Source organism: Spirosoma areae, from assembly GCF_054781775.1.
The window spans coordinates 78714-99777 of record NZ_BAAGTT010000043.1; the positions used below are offsets into that span (position 1 = coordinate 78714).

Sequence of the window (21064 nt, forward strand, 5' to 3'; positions counted from 1 at the left end):
GTAAGTCATAGACTTAACGGTCTTTTGGCAAATATAATTTTTTTAATAATCCTGAAAAAAGAACACTTTATTTTGCGGCTCTCGCTTCTACGACTGATACGGCTACAAGCTTTATTTAGCCTTATCTGCTTACTCTGGACGTTCAGCGCGTTGGGACAAAGCCCGTCGTTACCTAAGCAACCCGCAAAAGGCGGCTTACCTCCGGCTACCGTTCCCGCCCAGCGCGTGCCGAATGCGCCATCAGGCACCCGCTCCGACAGTGTACCGCCATCGCAACGAAAAAAAATTATTGGCCCTTCGTCGGGAACCATCACGCTGCCTAACTCGCAGACAAGACCAACCGCAGCCGGTCAGGAAAGTGAACTGGAGCGGGAGCTTAATCAGAAATATTCAGCCCCGAACCGTTTAGGGCCAACACCATCACGACGAAATACAGTACCGCTCAATACACCTCAACCCGATACGGTCCGTTCGCGGCAGGCAGTTGCCGGACGCGATTCCGGTCAAACCGAATTCGTCCGGCCAAAGTTGATTGCCCGATTGCAGCCTACATCCATCCGGCTGGGAAAACCAGTGCCACGTAGTCTTCCGCTGGCTATCGTCCGGCCCTTGCGTATTCCTGTTAGTAACGCTGATTCGGCCCGAATTGCTATCCGTGATTCTGTGCAGACCGAATTTGTTAAACCTATATCGCTGACGCGGCTGCAACCTAAACGTGTTCTGCTACGCAGAACGCAACCAATCGCTCTATCACCGACGATCATTCGACCGCTCAACTTACCGAGACCTTTGGCACCAGTGCGACGCATCAGCCCGCCTGATTCGGCTCGTGTTGCCGGTAAAGACTCCGCTCAGGCTACGCCAGTGCAACCCGTTCGACCCAATCCGGTTGCTAAAGTACAGCCCAAACCGGTGCAACCCAGCCAAACAAAGCCGGGCATTGTGTCGCCTAAAATTGTGCAGCCACAAACGCAGGTCAGGCCGGGCCGGGCCGATTCCGTGCGGGTAGCAGCTACTGATTCGGCCCGAACAGACTCGGCCCAAACTGCCGATACCTTTACAACAACGGTCAAATACCAGGCGAGAGATTCAACCATCTATGCGGCTGATGGTCAGACAGTAGAATTATTTGGTGAGGCCAGCGTTATCTATGGCGACATTTCCCTGAAAGCCGAATACATCCGACTCAATTACCTGACCGATGAGGTGTATGCAAAAGGGCGGTATGACTCAACCACCCAGAAACTCATTGGGCGACCCGTCTTTCAGGACGGCGAAGGGAATTATGACGCAAAAGAGATTCGCTACAATTTCAAATCGAAAAAAGGGCGGATTCAGGGCGTCATCACGCAGCAGGGCGAAGGCAATATTCGCGGACAAACCGTTAAGAAGGATGCCGAAGACAACCTCTATATCGGCAAAGCCATTTATACGACCTGCAATCTGGCTACGCCCCACTTCCACATCAATGCCAGTAAGCTGAAAATTATTCACAACAAACAGGTTGTGGCCGGCCCCTTCAATCTGGTTATCAACCAAATACCGTTACCAATTGGATTGCCCTTCGGTTTTTTCCCATTTCCGAAGCGGAAAGAAATTGGCGTGTCGGGGATTATTGTGCCGCAATATGGCGAAGAACCTAACGGGCGGGGCTTTTATTTGCGCGATGGCGGCTATTACTGGGCTGTTAGCGAAAATCTTGGCCTGCAATTTAAGGGGCAAATCTACTCACGAGGTAGCTGGGGCGTAGGCTTATCGTCGGCGTATAACAAACGGTATCGGTTTAGCGGGGGCGTTAATTTACAGTTCAACCGCAACCGCTCCGGCGACCGTGTCGATACGACCCAAACGCCCCGGAATGACTTTTCATTTACCTGGTCCCACTCGCCGGTTCCGCGCGGTCGGGGAAGTTTCTCGGCAAATGTGAACGTCAGCAGCAACAGCTACAATCAGTTCAACTCCTTCAACACACAGCAATATATTTCCAACGTGGCGGGGTCGTCGGTGCAGTATAGCCGTACCTTTGGGCAGTATGTTCGGGCTGGGGCTAATATCCGGGTCAATCAGCAATTCGGTCAGGTCAATCAGAGTACAGGTGTTCGCGAAAACGGCAAAACCGACGTATCCTCAGATTTCAACCTGGGTATCAACCAGATTTCGCCCTTCGCGCTTAAAGGCGGCACGGGCCGCTGGTTTGAAAGTTTCCGGGTGGGTTTAGACATCAGTGGGTCTATTAGCGTGAGCAACACCATTCGCCGTCAGGTCGATACAACTGGGTTAGGTTTCCCCGTTCTGACGGGCATACAGACCATCAGCACACTTCAACGGATTGAAGACAGCCTTCGGCGGTCGAACAATTTGCGGCTGGGCATTGTCGAATCGGACCCGAACCTGATTGCGTTCAGCGTTGCTAACTCGGACCGCATCTGGCGAAACCGGGTGGTGCAGGCTCGCTACAGTATCCCTATTTCCCTACCGAACATCAAACTGCTGCGTTACATTAATGTGACACCAGGCTTCTCGCTGCAAGGGGATATTTATACAAAGAAGCTCAACTACGAATACATTGCCAGCCAACAGGCAGTGAAAGTCGATACGATGCCGGGCTTTTTTCCCTCGTATAATTTCTCGGTCAATGCCAGCATGAACACGCGCTTCTATGGAACGTTTTTCATTCGCAGCAAACGCATCGAGGCCATACGGCACACCGTCGCCCCGTCGATCTCGTTCAGTTACGTTCCCGATTTCACCAATCCGGCCTTTGGTCAGTTTCAGGTATTGCCCGCCGAAGGCCCCTTAGCCAATTTGCCGTTGTACCGCCGAACCCTGTCGGTATTCAGGGGGCTGGGTGGCAGCGGAGGGAGCGCATCGAGTACGGAGTCGGCTTTTATCTCGTTCGGTATTGTGAACCAGTTGGAAATGAAAGTTCGTACCCGCAACGACTCGTCGGGGCAGGAGTTCAAGAAGATTCCGATTTTCGACAATTTGAGTATCAACGGAAGTTATAACCTGCTGGCCCCAGACTACCAGCTATCGCCCATTGCGCTGAGCGCCAACACGCAGATTTTCAAGAATATAAGCTTCAATTTCTCGTCCACCTTCGACCCTTATGCCTACCGGCCGTATGGCGGAACGGCCCAGTATTACTTTGCCACAACGGCATCGACACTCACGCCACTCGCCTATTCGCCCCTGATTCAGGCGCTGCGAGCCGACGATCCCTATACTGACCAGGAGTTTATCCGGGTGCCAAACCTGTATGCACTTCAGGCCGGACAAGGATTACTGCGATTAACGAACGTGCAGGCTTACGTGAGTGCCCGGTTTGCCCCTAAACAGGCCGACAAACCCAAAACCAGCCCGAACGCAACGGACGCTACCCTCAAGGCTATTAACAACAACCCGGAGTTGTACGTAGACTTCACTATTCCCTGGTCGATGAACGTCAGTTACACATTCGGGCTCACCAAACTAACCCCCGAACGCTCGCAGGTGGTGCAGGCCCTAACCCTAACGGGCGACCTGAGCCTGACACCCAAGTGGAAAATTACGCTCAGTACGGGCTATGATTTCCAGTTTCATAGCCCCACGTTAACCACCATTGGCATCAACCGCGACCTGCACTGCTGGGAAATGGCCTTTAACTGGACGCCCTATGCTGGTAACAACTTCCGTTCCGGCAACTATTCGTTCGACCTCCGGGCACGATCATCCATTCTTCAGGAGCTTAAACTGAGCCGTCGCCGGAGTTTCTATGATAGTGGCGGCTTCTATGGGCGTTAGGCGTTCATAAACCGCTGGCGCAATGATAAAAAAAGAGTATCTTGCCGCCCCGATTCTCCTTGTCAACTCCTATGACCGACCGCGATAAACAACGTCTTGACGAACTGGAAGTAAAAACGGCTTATCTGCTGGCCCGGCAGGACGAACAGGATGCCAAAATGAATCAGATAATGGCCCGGCTGACCTACATTGAAGCCCGGCAGTATCGGCTCATGAAAGAAATCGGCATCGAGCCAGCGAACATAGACACGCCCCAGGCCGCGCAGGACGACGCGAAGGCTATCAACCTGACCCATATTCCCGAACAGCGGTTGAATTAAGCGAACATGTTCTGTATGGACACAGTGCATGGCGATTTTTCGTTATAGTCCCGTATGAAATCGGCTACCCTGCGTACCCTCCTTTATCTCGCTGCTTTAATTGCCATCAATGTATTGTCGGCGTTTGTGTTTTTCCGGCTCGACCTGACTCAGGAAAAACGGTATACTCTCACTGAAGCGACGCAAACCCTGCTGACCAGCCTGCCCGATGATGTGCATGTCGATGTATACCTGACGGGCGACCTGCCCCCCGGTTTCAAACGACTCGAAAACGCCGTGCGCGAAACGCTGGATGAGTTCCAGGCGGAAGCCGGTAACTCCGTCACGTATCGGTTTATAAACCCTGACGAGACGACCAATCCCGACGAGAAAAATAAACTAATTGACAAATTGCAGCAACGGGGTCTGCTGCCTACTAACCTGTTTGCGAATGAGGGCGGTAAACGCACGGAAAAATTAGTATTTCCGGGAGCTATCGTTTCCTATAAAGGGCAGGAAACCGCCGTTCAACTCCTGAAGGGAAATAAAGCGTCTTCGCCCGAAGAACAATTAAATCAGTCTTACGAAGGCGTTGAGTTTCAATTAGCTTCGGCCATTCGGAAACTGACCCAACCGAAAGATAACCGCAGGCGGGTGGGGTTACTCTACGACCATACGCAGGTGCCCCCTTCCCGCTTCGCCGATTTGCTGGCCTCCGTCCAGCAGAATTACGACCTGTTTTTTATTGATATGACCAAGCCCGGCCCCATTGCCGGGCTTGATCTCGTGCTGGTGCCCAAACCCGACAAGCCCTTTTCGGAAGAGGAAATTTTTAAACTCGATCAGTTTGTGATCAATGGTGGACGCGCCCTGTTTTTTGTGGATGGTCAGCGCGTCGACAGCGTTAGTAACGAAGGCACGTATGCTCAACCCCTTAGCCTGAACCTCGACGACTTGTTTTTTCGGTGGGGTATCCGTGTCAATCGCGATGTGCTGAAGGATTTGTATTGTGCTTCAATCCCGCTCAACGTGGGCAACCTCGGCGACAAACCAAATATTCAACTGCTTCCGTGGCGGTTTTATCCCCTGTTCAATAACTTTGGGTCTGGGTCGGCGTTCCGGGCGGGTAATCCCATTGTGCGTAACCTGGATCGGGTGTTGGGACGATTTGTGAGTACACTCGATACCGTTCGGGCAACGGGTGCCGATGGGCAACCGATTCAAAAAACTCCGCTGCTGCTAACCTCACCCTACACGCAACTATTGAAAACTCCGGCTCTGATTTCGTACAACGAAGCCCGGCAGCAACCCGATCCGCAAACGTATACGGGTGGTGTTCGCCTGATTGGCTGCCTGCTCGAAGGGAAATTTCAGTCGCTGTTTGCCAATCGGATTTTGCCCGGCGACCCCCGCGCCAAAGGCTTCAGGGCTGGGGGCGTGGCGTCGCGGGTGCTGATCTGCTCGGATGGCGATTTGATTGTGAACGATGTCGATTACAAACGGAATACACCCTATCCGCTCGGCTTCGACCGCTTCACACGCATCACCTACGCTAACAAAGATTTTGCGTTAAACGCCATTGATTATTTAGTTGACCCCGCTGGCGTCATTGCCGCCCGCAACCGCACTGTAACATTACGCCCATTGGACAAAATTCGGGTCGATGCCAACAGAACCGGCTGGCAATTGCTCAACCTGGTAGGACCGCTGGCGTTGGTCGGACTTGTCGGACTTGTGTGGCAGGTAGTTAGGCGCAGTCGGTATGGGCGTTGAACGAAGACAAAGCACTACCTGTTTTCGAATTGATTAATGTATCTTTACTTTATAATTGGTCAACTAATGAAAACGAACCAGCCACCGACTGCTGCATCAATAGCTCCTGAGCTTACTGCACAGGAGCGACACGAGCGAGCCGTAGCCATCATGAAGCGATTAGTCGACGATAAGCGACAGGCGGAGAAAGACATGGTTGAGAATTTCCGTAAAGACCCGCTGATTCAGGCGGCTGTTGCTAAACTTAAAGAAGAAAATGAGCGAAGAGGAACACCCGTTGTCCGCCTATAACTTCAATTTTGCGGGCGGCATTCACAATAGTTACTTCTTCGTTACTTTAAAAGGTATTACTTACGAAATTCAATTCAAGCCAACGCCTTATCTATTTGGCGAGGATTTTGTGTTGGCTGACGAAATCGTTGAATTAGTTATCAAAATCCTTGATAATCCGACGGGTCGCCGTCCTCCGCTCGACTCGCTTATTGCCCCAACTGTCGCTGCCATTATTAATGATTTCTACCAGAAGAGCAGCCTGACAATCACCATTTTCATTTGCGACACCGCCGACCGAAAACACGAAGCCCGATGGCGAAAATTTAATCGCTGGTACGACCACTTTGCGGCTACAGATTACATGCGAATGGATGACTCTTTCCGAGACACGAATGAAGAGCTACTCTATCACTGTGCGCTGATTACCAAAAACGGCAACCCATATCTACGCGAAGTTGGCTTAGCTTTTTTAGACCTGATGGCTAATTTTAAAGCAGGTAAGTAGCCAGTAATGTAGGTTACTCCACCGCAAATTTCACTAACCACTGCCCTACCGTCGCGCTGGTGAGGTTGAAAATCAGATTTGGGAATAAGCCGAGAATTAATGACATGGCTCCTAAAGGAATCAGCAGGAGTTTTTCGCGGACTGTTAAGTCGGGGAGTGTAGTCGTTGCTTCATGACGCGACCAGTATGGCCCGAAAAACATGCGCTGGAGCGTCCAGAGGAAATAAGCGGCCGCCAGCAAAATACCCGTTGTGGCCAACGCTGTGAGCCAGCCCGGTAGCCACTCCGACTGGAAACTACCCATGAGCGTAAATAACTCACCCACAAAGCCCGACAAGCCCGGTAAGCCCAGCGAGGCAAAGAACGCGATGGCTGTCAGCGTTGTATAGAGCGGCATGGGCTGCATTAGCCCCCGGTAAGAATCGATTCGGCGGTCGTGGGTGCGATCATACAAAACCCCCGCAATCAGGAACAGCATAGCCGACAAAATACCATGGCTAACCATTTGATAAACAGCGCCATTAATTCCTTCGGCAGTTAGGGAAGCCACACCCAGCAGCACAAAGCCCATATGCGACACCGACGAATAGGCAATCATTTTTTTAAGATCAGTTTGTGCCAGGGCATTCAGTCCGCCATACACAATGGATAAGACGCCAAGACCGGCCAGCGTTTGGGCGTATTCGGCTGCGCCATCGGGAAAGAAATTCCAGGCGATTCGAAGGAAGCCATAGCCGCCGATTTTGAGCAACACGCCCGCCAGCACGACCGATACCGGCGTGGGTGCTTCAACGTGGGCATCGGGTAGCCACGTATGTAGAGGCACGATGGGTAGCTTGATGGCAAACCCAATAAATACTGCCCAAAAGGCCAGCAATCGCGCCGGAAGGCCCAGAATAATCGGTTCGGAGGCTGGGTTCAGGAACGCATCGGGCAGATAATTGCCGCCGTCGGCTAAATAGCGCATATCGAACGTGTGGACCATTTGCGCCGGGTTTATCTGCCCATTCTGAAGGTACGCCTGAACACTGCGAATTACGCCGTCAGTCGCTTCTAAGGGATTGGTGATTAAGCCAGCCGCAACCGCCGTGCTTACCGGGTCCATGACGGACAGATACAGACCAATCATCACTAACAGAATTAGCAATGAACCCAGCAGGGTATAGAGGAAAAATTTAATCGACGCATATTCCCGGCGGGGGCCACCCCACAAACCAATCAGGAAGTACATCGGCAGGAGCATGAACTCGAAAAACAGAAAAAACAGGAAGAAGTCGAGGGCCACGAAGCAGCCCATTATCGTCCCCGTCAGCAACAGATAGAGTGAGTAATAAGCGTTGAGCCGATGATTTAGCCGCCATGATGCGACAACACCAACCAGCATCACTACAGCCGACAACACAACCAATGGCAGGCTAATGCCATCGACGCCAACCAAATAATCAATGGACGCAATGCCTAAGCCACCCAGTGGTAGTGTAATCCAGTTGGCCTGTTCGAGCAATTGATAGCCTGCAACCGTTCGCTCAAACTCCGCGCAGGCCGTTGCGGCCAGAACAACTTCAGTGATGGTGACGCCTAAAGCAATCCATCGAAATCGAGCTGCCTGACTCCGGGGCAGTAAGGCCACGACAATCGAACCGAGTAACGGAAGAAATATAAGTAACGAAAGAATCATAGTCTATAGGAACCGGGCTTCCGCCCAACCCGCGTTTATCAAAGGCTCGTGTTCATACCTGGCTGTCAAAGCAACCACCAAAGTACGGCTAACAATCCAACCACCGCAGCCGTAATGTACGACTGCACCCGGCCATTCTGCACAGAGCGGGTAAGTTGACCCAACTGCCCAGCCAGCCAGGCAATCCCGTTCACCAACCCATCAATACCCAGGCGGTCAAGCACACGGGCGAAGTTCGCCAGTACGACGGTAACAATCCCTGCGCCATTGACGAAGCCATCAATAACTCGCTGGTCAGCCCGATTGAGCATAGCAGCCAGTTTAAGCGTTGGATTGATGGACAGAACCCGGTAAAAAAAATCCAGAAAACCATACTCAACCGAAAGACGAACAAAGCTGGATTTAGCCCGTGGTTCGGGCATCCGGAAGCCCAGCCAGCCACCGATCAACACCAGAGCGATGGAAACCGGAACTAACCACCCCAGCGAATTTTCTTCAGGTACTGGGAGTATGGTGAAAAACCAGCTTTCATGAGCTGAAAGTGGGTTTAAGGCGAACCAAAACCAAATCGACAACATGGCCAGCATGACGATTGGCCCACGCATCAGCCAGTTGGGTTCGTGCGCCTGCGTTACCAGAGCAGCCTGGTTTCGATACGTTCCAAAGAAAGTAAGCCGCCACTGCCGGGCCATGTAAAGCGCGGTTAGCCCCGATGAGCCTAAAAGCAGCCCTGGAACGAGATAAGAAATGCCGCTACTCTGGTTATTCGCCCACTTGAATGCTCCGCCCAGAATAGCTTCCTTCGAGAGAAATCCGGATAGAAAGGGCAGGCCAGCCAACGAAGCCGCGCAGATAGTATAGGTTATAAATGTAGTGGGCAGCCATTTCCGCAACCCGCCCATGTGTCGCATATCCTGCGTATGTACGGCGTGAATTACGGCTCCGGCGCTTAAAAACAGGCCCGCTTTGAAAAAGGCGTGCGTTAGCAGATGAAACATAGCTCCACTCACGTTTCCGGTACCCATAGCGGCCACCATCAGACCCAACTGGGAAACCGTTGAGAAAGCCAGTACCTTCTTAATGTCGGTCTGATAAAGAGCTGAATAACCGCCCCAAAGTGTTGTGATGGTACCAATTAAGGCAATCACGACTAAAGCATCGGGCGAGAATAAGGGGTGAATGCGGGCGAGCAGAAAAATACCGGCGGCTACCATCGTGGCCGCATGAAGCAGAGCCGAAACGGGTGTGGGGCCTTCCATGGCATCGGGGAGCCAGGTCAGCAACGGAAACTGCGCCGATTTGCCCACGCACCCCATAAACAGGCATAAACCCAGGATCGTCGTCGTAGGCATGTCGGCTTTATTCAGAGTCAATGCGGCAAAATCGAGGGTGTCGACCTGATAATACGTCAGGAAAATACCGATTAGAAAGCCAATATCGCCGACGCGGTTCATCAAAAATGCTTTTTTGGCAGCCTTCGAGGCCGCCGGGCGTTCGGCATAAAAACCAATAAGCAGATAGGATGTCAGTCCAACCAGTTCCCAGAAGCCATACATTACCAGCAAATTACCAGCCAGGATAATGCCCAGCATAGACCCGATAAATAATTGCATATAGGCAAAATACCGGCGTAACTTCGGTTCATCGTGCAGGTAGGAAAGCGAATAAACCTGAACGAGTAACGACACAAAATGCACCAGCACAAGCATCAGTGCGGCAAGGGCATCAAGACGAAAGCTAATGGGAAACGAAACGCCTGACACGCTGGCCCAGTTGGCCTGCAGGGTTATTGGCTGTTCGGGTAAACGCATGGCCAGACCTACTGATAGCACTAACCCGACCCCCGTTAGGAGCACCGCTATCCTTCCCGCTGTCCGGCGATTTGCACTGGTCAGGACCAGAAATCCGGCAAAGGGCAACCCTAAAACGGTGGCAGTCAGGTAGTGAATAAGCTGGGGAGCAACGGGCATTCGTGGTCGGTCAGAATAGGCCGCAAATATCCCCATTCTCCGCTGGGGAAACAAACGGCTTTCAGGCTGTTTTTAGCCAGCCCGTTACGCTCAGTCGTTCGCGGGTAGCAGGCAGGACTTCGTGTTCCAACTGGCCACTCTCAAAACAAACCAATCGACCGCCCGTTGGCGTAATGAGTACCTGTCGCTCAGCTTCAGCATCAGGCAGGTAGAGCGCCAACTGCCCTCCGTCGGTTTCCTGCCAATCGGTGTTGAGATAGCAGATTACGGACAACTTCCGACGCGAATCCGTGCGAAACTGGTCAAGATGGCGTTTGTAGAAGGCACCGGGTGGGTACAGCGCATAGTGAAATTCGTACTCCCGCAACCCCAGATAACAGGTCTGATTCACGTACTGAACAAATTCACCGATGCGTTGTAAAAAATTGGCTTCGTCGGGTGTGGCCGTCGCTTCGTCTATCCACAAAATCTCATCACCCCGAATGGCACTTTCAAGCGTAACATTCTGGTTACCAATAGCCGACAGCCGGAATTGACCTGCCTGCCGACGCTCGTGCAAGCGAGTGGCAAGGGCCATTACGTCAGCGGGACTTAGAAAATTGTCGATAAGACCATATCCTTCGGCCAGGATGCCCTCAATGATGGGTTCCACTAAATGGGTCACTGTTTTAATTCGGTCAACTCATCCAACTGCGCCGTGCGGAAATGGCGATATACCTGCAACACAATAGCCAGCGCTACCGCCGATTCAGCGGCAGCTACGACCATAACAAAAAGAGCCAGCATCTGACCCTGTAAACGGACGGGGTCGTACTGACTGAACGCGACCAAGTTGATGTTAGCCCCATTGAGCATCAACTCAACGCCCATCAGCACAACAATGGCATGACGCTTGAGCAACACCACTGCCAGCCCGATGCTGAACAGGGCAGCACCGACAAGGAGAAATAAGTGAGTATCAACGGGTTGCATGACGAGACGATTTAGCCAATGGCGACGCTAAATACGTGGCGCCCACAAGGGCAGCCAGCAGAAGAATACCAACTAATTCAAACGGGACAATGTATTCGGTCATGAGTTGCCTGCCAATTGTGTTTACCGTACTTTGCCAACCAGCGGGCTGCATTAACAGGGCGAAGTTAGCGCGGGCCAGTACTGAATAAAAGACAATGAACAAACTCCCCGCCACGACTACAGGCACGACCCACCCCACCCATGACGACGTTCGGTTGAGCAGTAAAATAGGGTTTGGCTGCTGACTACCGAACTCGGTAGATTGGTTAGGTTTGTGGGTGAGCATTACGCCGAAAATGACCAACACTAATACGCCACCCACGTAAATCATAAGTTGAGCAATAGCCAGAAAATCAGCGCTTGCCAGCACAAACAAGCCCGCTACGCCAAGTAGTGTAAGCAACAGAAAGAACGCTGCATAAAGCACATGGCGGGTGAGCAGGACAGCCAGTGCCCCAAAAAGGCTAAGTGCAGCAAAGGCGTAAAAAGCAGCTTGAATCATACGTGTATTGGTGAATTAGGGCAGTTTTTTGTCATGCTGACGAAGGAAACATTAAAAAAACGATAGTCAATTCATGATTTCTCCTCATCAGGTTTCGCCTTCGGACGCATCGCAGGCCGAAAACCGGCTGGTTTGGGCGCTGGCGTTTCGGCAGCAGGACTTTCCGTTTTTTCAACGGTCTCAGCAGCCGAAGTCTCTATTTCTGCTTTGGCGTCTGTATCTGTTGGTTTAGGCGGTGCAGCCGGTTTCATGGTTGGCCGAAAACCGGCTGGTTTCGGTTTAGGTACTTCGGCTGGAACAACCGGCTCGTCTGATTCGACCGCTTTTGGCGGTTTCATCGTGGGCCGGAATGGTGCGGGATTTGGTTTGGTTGGCTCAACTGCCGGGGCTGCCAGGTCTGACAATAGTGGTTGTTCAGGTCGCTTCGCTTCGATTGGCGCATCCGGCACCCGCGTTATGGGCTTCTGAGTCGGCCTGAAAACCGGCTTTTTGGTTGTTTCCAAACCTCCCTGAGCAATCTGCTGCATTTCGTCGGGCGTAGCATCTGTTAGCGGATGGTCAATGGCTGAGCCTTCCGAATTGGCTGGTTCGGCCGGAGATGGCGTCGCACTCGGTTTTGGTGTCGGACGGAACAGGGGCCGTTTAGGGGGCACACTGGCGATATCGGCACTGGTTTCAATGGGTGTGGCCGTCGCTTCCGCAACTAATTGAGCCGCTTTTGCCTCTTCTTTCTCACGCAGAAACTGTTCATACAAAACCCGCTTTTCGTCGGCCTGCTCTGGCGTCAGATTTGAAAAATTGTAGGTTAACTTGCCCAGTTCAAACTCGCTGTAGTCAAATTTTTTGTCCATCGTTAGGCATTCGGTCGGACATACTACCGTACAAAGGCCGCAATAGCAGCACTTAGCCATGTCGATGTCAAATTTGGCGGCATACAACCGAATCGGCGAACCGTCGGATGCCCGTCCGACCTCTTCGGTGGCTCTGATGGCGTCAATCGTGATGCAGTCAACGGGGCAAACTTTAGCACACTTGTCGCAAACGATGCAGTCATCGATCTCATTCCGCAGCCGGTAGCGGCCGTTGTCGGGAATGGGTAGCTGCTCGTGCGGATACTGAAGCGTGACCAAGCCATTCTGAAGATCAAAATAAGTTTCGTCCGCTATACCTTCCGGCGTCCGGCGTTTGGTCGCCTTTCGAAGATGCCGAAACGTTAGACTCAACCCTTTCAGCGTCGTTCGGATACCCGATTGTATATTCTGGAAGTAGGTCATTTGTGAATGATAGAATGAGCGAATGAGTGAATGGATTCGCGTCAGCTATTCGCCCATTCTATCATTCGCTCATTCACTAATTAAATTTGGGGGAACCGCGCTGGCTCGACTTCGCTCATGAGCGAATAGGCCATTTCGATTACATCGTCAACATTCGGTTTTGAGAAATAGTCCCCGTCAGAACCATAGGGCGGGCGGTGCGGCTTAGCTGATAAGGTACGTGGTGCGGAATCTAAATAACGATAGGCATTTTGATATTCAATAACTTGCTGCATCATGTAGGCCGAAGCGCTCCCCGGTACATCTTCATCCGCAAAAATTACCCGATTCGTTTTTTTGATGGATTCCACGATGGCATGATGAACATCAAACGGCAGAAGTGTCTGTACGTCAATGACTTCGATACTGATTCTCATCGGGGCCAATTGGCTGGCAGCCTCCATGACAATCCGACACATAGAACCATAGGTGACAATGGTTATGTCAGAGCCAGAGCGGAGTGTTTCGGGTATGCCCAGCGGCACGCAAAATTCACTTAGGTTGTTGGGTACCAGTTCTTTCAGGCGATACCCGTTCAGAGATTCAATTAACAGGGCCGGGTCGTCGCCTTTCATCAATGTATTGTAGAATCCGGCAGCCTGAGTCATATTTCTCGGCACCAGTATGTGCAAACCACGCAGGCTGCTCAGCATGGTTCCCATGGGTGAACCCGAATGCCAGATGCCTTCGAGTCGGTGGCCGCGCGTCCGAATAATGACCGGGGCCTTCTGCCCACCTTTGGTTCGATACAGTAGGGTCGCCAAATCGTCGGTCAGTGTAGCTAATGTATAATAAACATAGTCGAAATACTGAATCTCGACAATGGGGCGCAGGCCACGCATCGCCAGGCCGATACCCTGCCCAATAATCGTCGTTTCGCGAATACCCGTATCGGTTATGCGTATCTCACCAAATTTTTCCTGCAAGCCCGCAAACCCCTGATTTACATCACCAATCTGGCCCACATCTTCGCCCAGGGCTACAACGCGCGGGTCGCGGGTGAACAAATTATCAAAATAGCGTTGCAGCAAGAGATAACCATCCAATGTAGGGCTGTCATCGGTAACTTCGGCCGGAATGGCTTCCACCCGCATCGGTGAATCGGGCGATTGGCTATACAGGTGTGAACTAAACCGATCGTTATTTTCAGTATTCGTGCGTTCCAGCCAGGTTTTTAACCGCTGCCGCCCAGCGCCGGAGTCCGTCCGCAGCAACCGTAACGCTTTCCGTACAGCCGCCACAGCATCCCGACGTGAGGGCGTAAAGGTTTTCCGCAATTCTTCCCGAATGGCCATCAGTTCAGCCGATTTAGGATTATGTCGGGCGGCTTGCTGAAGCAACTCCAGAGCTTCCTCAAAATCACCTTTCATTGAATTCTGATAGGCATTCCAGGCGTCAATACGGGCTTTTTTTGCCGCTTCTTTGGCCTCGGCTTCAATCTGCTCCAGTTCCTGGTTCGTGGCATAGCCGTTTTCCAGAATCCAGAGTCTGAACATCCGGTTGCAGTCGTGTTCGGCTTCCCAGGCTAACCGCTCCCTCGATTTGTAGCGTTCATGCGAACCGGACGTCGAATGGCCCTGTGGCTGAGTAAGTTCCTGTACATGAACCAATACCGGAACGTGTTCCTCCCGACAGAGTTGAGCCGCCTGCTGATACGTTTCCAGCAAGGCCGCGTAATCCCACCCTTTAACGGCAAAAATTTCCAGTCCTTTGTCGTCGGAGTCGCGTTGAAAACCGGCTAACGCTTTCGATATACTTCCTTTCGTTGTTTGATACTCAACCGGCACCGATATGCCATAGCCATCGTCCCAAACCGACATCAGCAACGGCACCTGCAATACACCGGCAGCATTCATGGTTTCCCAGAACATGCCCTGCGAGGTCGAGGCATCGCCAATGGTCGCAAAAACGATTTCATTCCCATTCCGGGAGAAATTGGTCAGTCCACTTAAGCCGGGATTATTTCGAAAGAGTTTGGAGGCATAGGCCAGCCCCAGCGAGCGTGGAATTTGTCCGGCTGTGGGAGCAATATCGCAAACCGAATTATACGATTCGGTTTGGTTTCGCCATAATCCCTGTTCGTCGAGCCAGCGGGTGGCGTAGTGACCATTCATGGAACGCCCGGCGGTATTTGGCTCGTAGGTCAGGTCGGTATGAGCGTAGAGTTGTGCAAAAAACTCCTGCCACCGGAGTTCGCCCAGCGCAGCCACAAAGGTCTGGTCGCGGTAGTAGCCCGACCGAAAATCACCGCGGTCAAAGGCACGCGCGGCTGCCATTTGGGCCAGTTCTTTACCGTCGCCAAAGATGCCGAATTTAGCCCGCCCACCCATGACATCACGTCGGCCCAGCAAACTTACCTGCCGACTTTCGCAGGCCAGCCGGTAATCTGACAGGATTTTTTCGCGACTTAAAATATCAGTCGAGCGGAGTTGTTCGTTTGCTATCACAACAGAGCTACGTATTGAAATCGTCCAACAATTAATTTATCGATGAAGTGGCTGCACGGGTCAAACTCTTACCAGACGCAAGCAAAAGTAAAAGTAAGGCAAAACAAGTCAGCTTTCAAAAAAACGATTTTTTGAGTTTCTTTGTTAATCCAAAACCAAACGCCAACTATTTGGCAAAGTGTTTGCTGTAGTTGACCTTTGTAAGGGTAAGCATCTTAATAACCAAATCATAATTCCGTTTAGTCCAATGAAAAAGATTTTTTCACTTTTCGTAGCTTTATTTGTGTTTGTCGCAGTTGGCTACGCCCAGAAAGGAGTTCTGAAATTTGCGAAAGAGACGCATGATTTTGGAAAAGTTGAGCAAGGCAAACCGGTTACTTACGTATTCGAGTTCAAGAATACAGGGGCTGACCCGGTTGTGATTAACGATGCTCAGGCGTCCTGCGGCTGCACGAAACCAAACTGGACTCGTGAAGCAATCCTGCCGGGCAAAACGGGAATGGTATCGGCCACGTTCAACGCAGCGGCTGCCGGTCCGTTCAACAAATCGGTTACGGTAACCAGCAACGCCGAAGCCGGTCAGACTATTCTGTACCTGAAAGGCGAAGTGGTAAGCCAGAAAGAAGCTGAAACAGCGGCTGCTCCGGCTACTGCTCCGGCTAAAGACAAGAAGAAAGTCGTAAAAACTTCACGCTAATTCACTGAAGGGTTAATAGTGTGGTCAAGAAAGGCATCTGGTTGTTTACCGGATGCCTTTTTTTGTGCTTTTTTCGTCATCTATACCCGTGACCGACTGACAAACCCTATGTCCGTCCTTCCCATAGTTCGTTGTTCCGCACGGATTATCCTGTACGTTTGCGCTGTCTTCTGACCAACATCTGTCTATGGCTCCGCCCCAGCGCCTGTAAAATCAGGCAATTTTCTGCCCCGCTTTTGTTTTCTTAACCACTACATTCTCAACAGCCGTTTCGTTAACGCCGGCTCTTTTCCACGTATACCATGTTTTTCATTATTCTCGGCATTCTGTTGTTAGTCGCCGGATTTGCCATCAATACGCCCGCGCTGACATTTGCGCGCTTCTCCCGCCCGGCCAAAGTGGTCGGGATTATATTACTTATACTGGGTTTTCTCACAGCCAGCGTCCGGCAAATCGACGCCGGGCATGTAGGAGTAATCTCGCTTTTTGGTAATGTTAGCGACCGCACGCTGAATTCCGGCCTGAACTTCGTTAATCCGTTGGCCACCGTGACGGAATTCGATGTAAAAACGTTGAATTACACCATGTCGGCTACGCATGATGAAGGCGATAAAGCGGGCGACGATGCCATTCGGGTACTCACGGCCGACGGCCTGGAGGTTGTAATTGATCTGACTGTGTTATACCGCGTAATACCGAATGATGCGCCGAAGATTTATCGTCAAATTGGTACTGATTATACCGACAAAGTCGTTCGCCCAATCACCCGCACCCGCATCCGGGATAATGCCGTGTATTACGATGCTGTTGCCTTGTACTCAACCCGGCGCGACGAATTTCAAACCCGTATTTACAAAACCATCGAAGCCGACTTTCAGAAGCGGGGGCTCCTGCTGGAGCAATTGCTGATTCGGAATATTGACCTGCCCGCATCGGTCAAAAAAACCATCGAATCAAAAATTAACGCTGAACAGGATGCTCAAAAAATGCAGTTCGTTTTGCAGAAAGAACGGCAGGAAGCCGAACGGAAACGAGTTGAAGCCCAGGGTATTGCCGATTACCAGAAAATCCTGTCGACTGGTCTGTCAGACAAACAGTTGCAATATGAGCAGATTAAAGCCCAGCGCGAACTGGCCGAATCGCCGAATGCTAAAATTATCATAATGGGTGGGCGCGGAAACGTACCGTTGCTTCTGAACGATAAGTAGAAAAATAGTTTTCGTAATCACGAAGTTTTAAAGGTAAAAACACAGTTTGTCAGGTCATTATGATTTGATAGGCTGTGTTTTTTCTATATCATTGTTTTTTGCAAATCAACTGGCCTATGCAAACGTCTACCTCTTCTGTTCAGGAACCGGCTCTGGCCCAACCCGCACCCGTCCGGCGGCTGCTTTCCCTCGATGCATTGCGGGGCTTCGATATGTTTTGGATTATTGGGGGAGAAGAAATTTTTCATGCGCTGGCCAGAACAACCGGCTGGACCTGGGCAATTTTTATGGCCGACCAGTTCACGCACGTCGCCTGGAATGGCTTCCGGCCTTATGACTGTATTTTCCCGTTATTTCTATTTTTAGCGGGTGTTTCAACCCCTTATTCGATTGGTAGTCGATTAGCAAAAGGAGATGATCGGACGGCACTCGCAAAAAAAATCATTATTCGCGGACTAACTTTGGTCGTATTGGGGATTATTTACAACAATGGGTTATTTACGAAACCGCTTGCCGACATGCGCTTTGGAAGCGTATTGGGGCGCATTGGCCTGGCGGGTATGTTTGCCCAACTAATTTACCTGTATGTGCAGAACGCGAAAGCGCGCTACGGAATTTTTGCCGGGATTCTGCTAAGTTACTGGGGTTTACTCATGCTGGTTCCTGTACCAGGCTTTGGGGCTGGAAACCTGACAATGGAAGGTAGCTTAACGGGGTATATAGACCGTATTCTCATGCCGGGTCGGCTCTACAAAGGAGTCCATGACCCCGAAGGCCTGCTTTCCACCTTGCCCGCCATTGGTACAGGCTTATTGGGCGTTTTTGCCGGAACAATTCTCCGTCGGCATGGGGTTGGCGACGGGCCGAAACTCCGGCAACTTGTTGTAGCCGGGGTTGCATGTCTGGTAGTGGGGTGGGTTTGGAATTTAGTTTTTCCTGTTAATAAAAACCTCTGGACCAGTTCATTCGTCCTGGTAGCCGGGGGCTGGAGTTTTTTGATGCTGAGCCTTTTCTACTGGATTATTGACCTGCAAAACCTTCGCCGATGGGCATTTTTCTTCGTCGTAATCGGTATGAATTCAATCTTGATCTACCTCGCGGGTGAAGTTATTGATTTTGACCATGCCGCTCATTATTTAGTTGGCGGTCTGGTGCATTTCTTTAACGAACCGATTCGGGCAGTAGGGGGTGTGTTGGCATTCTTAGCCGTAAAATGGGCTTTTTTGTATTTCCTCTACAAGAAAAATACGTTCCTGCGAGTGTAAACCCGCGATTTTTTAGCCCGAAATCGCGGGTTTACACTCGCATTACAACAAGTTTATTTTTTAGCAGTCAGTGCCATGAGCCAGGCTTTGCAGGCTTCGGGCCAGGTGTTGAGCGAACCGAACTTTGCCGTTCGGAGGCCAAAGCCATGTCCGCCGGTTGGATACAGGTGCATTTCGGCGGGAACACCGTTTTTCAGGCACGCTAAGTAATAGTTAATGCTATTTTCAACCGGGACTGCCTTATCATCTTCTGAATGCACTAAAAACGCCGGTGGTGTTTGGCTTGTCACCTGCAACTCGTTGGAATAATAGGCTATCATTTCTGGCGAGACAGTTAATTTCCCCAATAGTTTATCCCGTGAGCCAGTATGCGCTTTATCGCCGAAGGTTATTACCGGATACAGCAAAATGGCAAAATTAGGTTTAGCCTGTTCATTGGCTTTAGCTCCCCGGTGGTAGTGCGTTGCGAGGGTTGCTGCCAGATGCCCCCCCGCCGAGAAGCCCATGACGCCGAGTTTAGCTGGGTCGATGCCATAGCGGGTTGCATTTTGCCGAATCAGCACCATACCCTGCATGGCATCCATAAGGGGAACTTCCTGCTGATTGGTCATAATTTCGGGGTTGGGCAGTCGATATTTTAGCACAAAAGCCGCTACGCCCATCTCATTGAACCACCGTGCCACATCGGACCCCTCATGACTCGCTGCCAGAATCCCGTATCCTCCGCCGGGACAAATCAGAACAGCCGCCCCAGTAGCTTTTTCTTTAGATGGCAGATAAGCCGTAAGGGTTGGCACCGATACATTACTGATTCGCAGAATATTAGCAGCATCAGTCTCTGACTTTTCTGTAATGCTGACTCCGGCAATAGCGTTTGGGATAGCATTATCCGGCCAAAGTTTGAGAACTTCCTGCGGTAGAGCAATCTGGGGCAATGCCGTGGCGAGAAACATACTAAGCAGAAAAGAGCGCATAATGAACTGGAGTGATAAAGTCAGCAAGAAGCGTTGGAAACAGAAAAGCCGACCTGATAGCTGCCTCTACTCATATTTCTACCTCACCATCTGCATCAGATAGCTTAGTATTGGAACTACCGTGAAGCACGTCAATCAGTTCTTTGACGCGATAAACAGTTTTGTTGTATCGGTTTCCGAGAATAATAATCACGTACTCATCTTTAGGGCTGAACCAGAACATAGTATTATACCCTTTCCACCAGCCGGAGTGGTAAATATATTCAGGTTGGTTCAGGTCATTCAGCATCATTCGGAAGCCGTACCCATAATTTTTCGCCCCTTTTCGCTCGAAACTACGTGGTACAAACGCTTCGGCAAGAGTTTTTTTCGTTAACAAACAATCGCCATTCAGGGCGCGATACCATCGAAACAAATCGCCCGTCGTTGAATAAATTCCCTTATCGCCAACGACATCATCATAATAATCTTTCGGAATGCGTCTATTCCACTGATAGCCCGCTGTTCGATGATGATTGATGGAGTCGTTTTTGGTTGTCGCCACAAAAGTCTGGTGCATGCCCAGCGGTTCAAAGATGTTTTTACGAATAAACGTCTCGTAGCTCTGCCCGGTTGTTTTTTCAATAATCGACGCCAGCACCATGTAATTCGTGTTGCTATAACTAAATCCCCGGCCAGGAATATTGTATGCTTTCGGCGTAGGCTTCACGGTGGCAAACCACTGCATGATTGTAGCATTCGACGGATAAGGCTTTTCTTTTTTATAGAAATTCACCTTCATACTGTCATCGAAGGCGTACTGGTAATTTGGCAAACCGCTGCGGTGGCTTAGCAACTCGCGGATGGTAATGCCATGATACGGAAAATCGGGGTAGAATTTCTGAATGGTATCCTCAAAACGAAGCTTCCCGGCCTCAATTAGCTTCAGGGTCCCAATGGCCGTAAACGTTTTTGAGAGTGATGCTAACTGGAATTTCGAATCGTCGACCAATGTATCCCGTTGATTGCGTTCAAAATGACCCAACCCAAAACATTGCCTGTATAAAACCATGCCTTTCTGAGCCACCAGCACGTTTCCATTCAAACCCCCACGCACTTTCTGACGAAAAATCTCGTCAATCTGACGTGTTTTTTCGTCAGCATTAATCTGCTGCCGGATGGTTTTTTGCTTATCTGAGGTAAGCGTCTGTTCATCAGCGCAGTTACGTAAGGCCTGGGCAGACGTATTCAGATTTTTTTGCGAATCAAGTCCACACGAGGTTACTAACCCAATTAATAAACTCGCTAACCCACTCCTGATATTATTCATCCACACCATCCTCTCTCACTCTTTTTATTTCTTGACGGCACTACTTACCGTAAA

The 21064-nt window shown here is 50.8% G+C and carries 17 protein-coding genes; 8 read left to right on the plus strand and 9 right to left on the minus strand.

The annotated features are described in order from the left end of the window. The first annotated feature begins 24 nt into the window (after positions 1–24). The 5 genes from ACYVI1_RS26530 (at position 25) to ACYVI1_RS26550 (ending at position 6633) form a co-directional block, all read left to right on the plus strand. Entirely contained in the window at positions 25–3783 is a 3759-nt protein-coding gene (locus tag ACYVI1_RS26530) for a putative LPS assembly protein LptD (RefSeq protein ID WP_460914057.1), read from the plus strand. A gap of 71 nt (positions 3784–3854) precedes the next feature. Further along, on the plus strand, positions 3855–4103 hold the full coding sequence (locus tag ACYVI1_RS26535) for a hypothetical protein (RefSeq protein ID WP_460914059.1): 249 nt from the start codon (positions 3855–3857) through the stop codon (positions 4101–4103). Between the two features lie 54 nt (positions 4104–4157). Then, complete coding sequence (gene gldG, locus ACYVI1_RS26540) at positions 4158–5855, plus strand: gliding motility-associated ABC transporter substrate-binding protein GldG (protein WP_460914060.1); 1698 nt, start codon at positions 4158–4160, stop codon at positions 5853–5855. A gap of 66 nt (positions 5856–5921) precedes the next feature. After that, a complete protein-coding gene (locus ACYVI1_RS26545; RefSeq protein WP_460914061.1) occupies positions 5922–6146 on the plus strand; it encodes a hypothetical protein in 225 nt (74 codons plus the stop codon). Continuing rightward, complete coding sequence (locus ACYVI1_RS26550) at positions 6112–6633, plus strand: DUF6169 family protein (RefSeq protein ID WP_460914063.1); 522 nt, start codon at positions 6112–6114, stop codon at positions 6631–6633. The genes ACYVI1_RS26545 and ACYVI1_RS26550 overlap by 35 nt, the downstream gene beginning before the upstream one ends. Positions 6634–6646: 13 nt before the next feature. Here the strand turns inward: ACYVI1_RS26550 and ACYVI1_RS26555 are convergent, their stop codons facing one another. The 7 genes from ACYVI1_RS26555 to ACYVI1_RS26585 form a co-directional block, all read right to left on the minus strand. Next, the gene (locus ACYVI1_RS26555) at positions 6647–8311 is read right to left on the minus strand and encodes a complex I subunit 4 family protein (RefSeq protein WP_460914064.1); all 1665 of its coding nucleotides are present in this window, start codon (positions 8309–8311) and stop codon (positions 6647–6649) included. 65 nt (positions 8312–8376) lie between these two features. Further along, complete coding sequence (locus tag ACYVI1_RS26560; RefSeq protein WP_460914066.1) at positions 8377–10281, minus strand: NADH-quinone oxidoreductase subunit 5 family protein; 1905 nt, start codon at positions 10279–10281, stop codon at positions 8377–8379. A gap of 61 nt (positions 10282–10342) precedes the next feature. Continuing rightward, positions 10343–10945 carry a 2OG-Fe(II) oxygenase gene (locus ACYVI1_RS26565; protein WP_460914067.1) on the minus strand — a complete coding sequence of 201 codons (603 nt, stop codon included), beginning with the start codon at positions 10943–10945 and terminating at the stop codon, positions 10343–10345. Next, entirely contained in the window at positions 10942–11253 is a 312-nt protein-coding gene (nuoK, locus tag ACYVI1_RS26570; protein ID WP_460914070.1) for an NADH-quinone oxidoreductase subunit NuoK, read from the minus strand. Before nuoK ends, ACYVI1_RS26565 begins: the two co-directional genes overlap by 4 nt. Beyond that, positions 11240–11797, minus strand: a complete 558-nt coding sequence (locus ACYVI1_RS26575; RefSeq protein WP_460914071.1) for an NADH-quinone oxidoreductase subunit J family protein — start codon at positions 11795–11797, stop codon at positions 11240–11242. Before ACYVI1_RS26575 ends, nuoK begins: the two co-directional genes overlap by 14 nt. Before the next feature lie 71 nt (positions 11798–11868). Continuing rightward, positions 11869–13071, minus strand: a complete 1203-nt coding sequence (locus tag ACYVI1_RS26580) for a 4Fe-4S dicluster domain-containing protein (RefSeq protein WP_460914074.1) — start codon at positions 13069–13071, stop codon at positions 11869–11871. 80 nt (positions 13072–13151) lie between these two features. Beyond that, positions 13152–15557, minus strand: a complete 2406-nt coding sequence (locus ACYVI1_RS26585; RefSeq protein WP_460914076.1) for an alpha-ketoacid dehydrogenase subunit alpha/beta — start codon at positions 15555–15557, stop codon at positions 13152–13154. Positions 15558–15804: 247 nt separating this feature from the next. Between ACYVI1_RS26585 and ACYVI1_RS26590 the strand changes: the two genes are divergently transcribed. The 3 genes from ACYVI1_RS26590 to ACYVI1_RS26600 all read left to right on the plus strand — a co-directional run bounded on the left by ACYVI1_RS26590 (position 15805) and on the right by ACYVI1_RS26600 (position 18727). Then, positions 15805–16254 (plus strand): DUF1573 domain-containing protein, encoded by a 450-nt coding sequence (locus tag ACYVI1_RS26590; RefSeq protein ID WP_460914078.1) that lies wholly within the window; start codon positions 15805–15807, stop codon positions 16252–16254. A 302-nt stretch (positions 16255–16556) separates the two neighbouring features. Next, the gene (locus ACYVI1_RS26595) at positions 16557–17462 is read left to right on the plus strand and encodes a prohibitin family protein (RefSeq protein ID WP_460914079.1); all 906 of its coding nucleotides are present in this window, start codon (positions 16557–16559) and stop codon (positions 17460–17462) included. Positions 17463–17578: 116 nt separating this feature from the next. Then, positions 17579–18727 carry an acyltransferase family protein gene (locus tag ACYVI1_RS26600; RefSeq protein WP_460914081.1) on the plus strand — a complete coding sequence of 383 codons (1149 nt, stop codon included), beginning with the start codon at positions 17579–17581 and terminating at the stop codon, positions 18725–18727. Between the two features lie 53 nt (positions 18728–18780). On the opposite strand, the gene ACYVI1_RS26605 is transcribed toward ACYVI1_RS26600, so the two are convergent. Beyond that, complete coding sequence (locus tag ACYVI1_RS26605) at positions 18781–19701, minus strand: alpha/beta hydrolase (protein WP_460914083.1); 921 nt, start codon at positions 19699–19701, stop codon at positions 18781–18783. A gap of 70 nt (positions 19702–19771) precedes the next feature. Next, entirely contained in the window at positions 19772–21010 is a 1239-nt protein-coding gene (locus tag ACYVI1_RS26610) for a serine hydrolase domain-containing protein (RefSeq protein WP_460914085.1), read from the minus strand. Positions 21011–21064 lie beyond the last annotated feature (54 nt).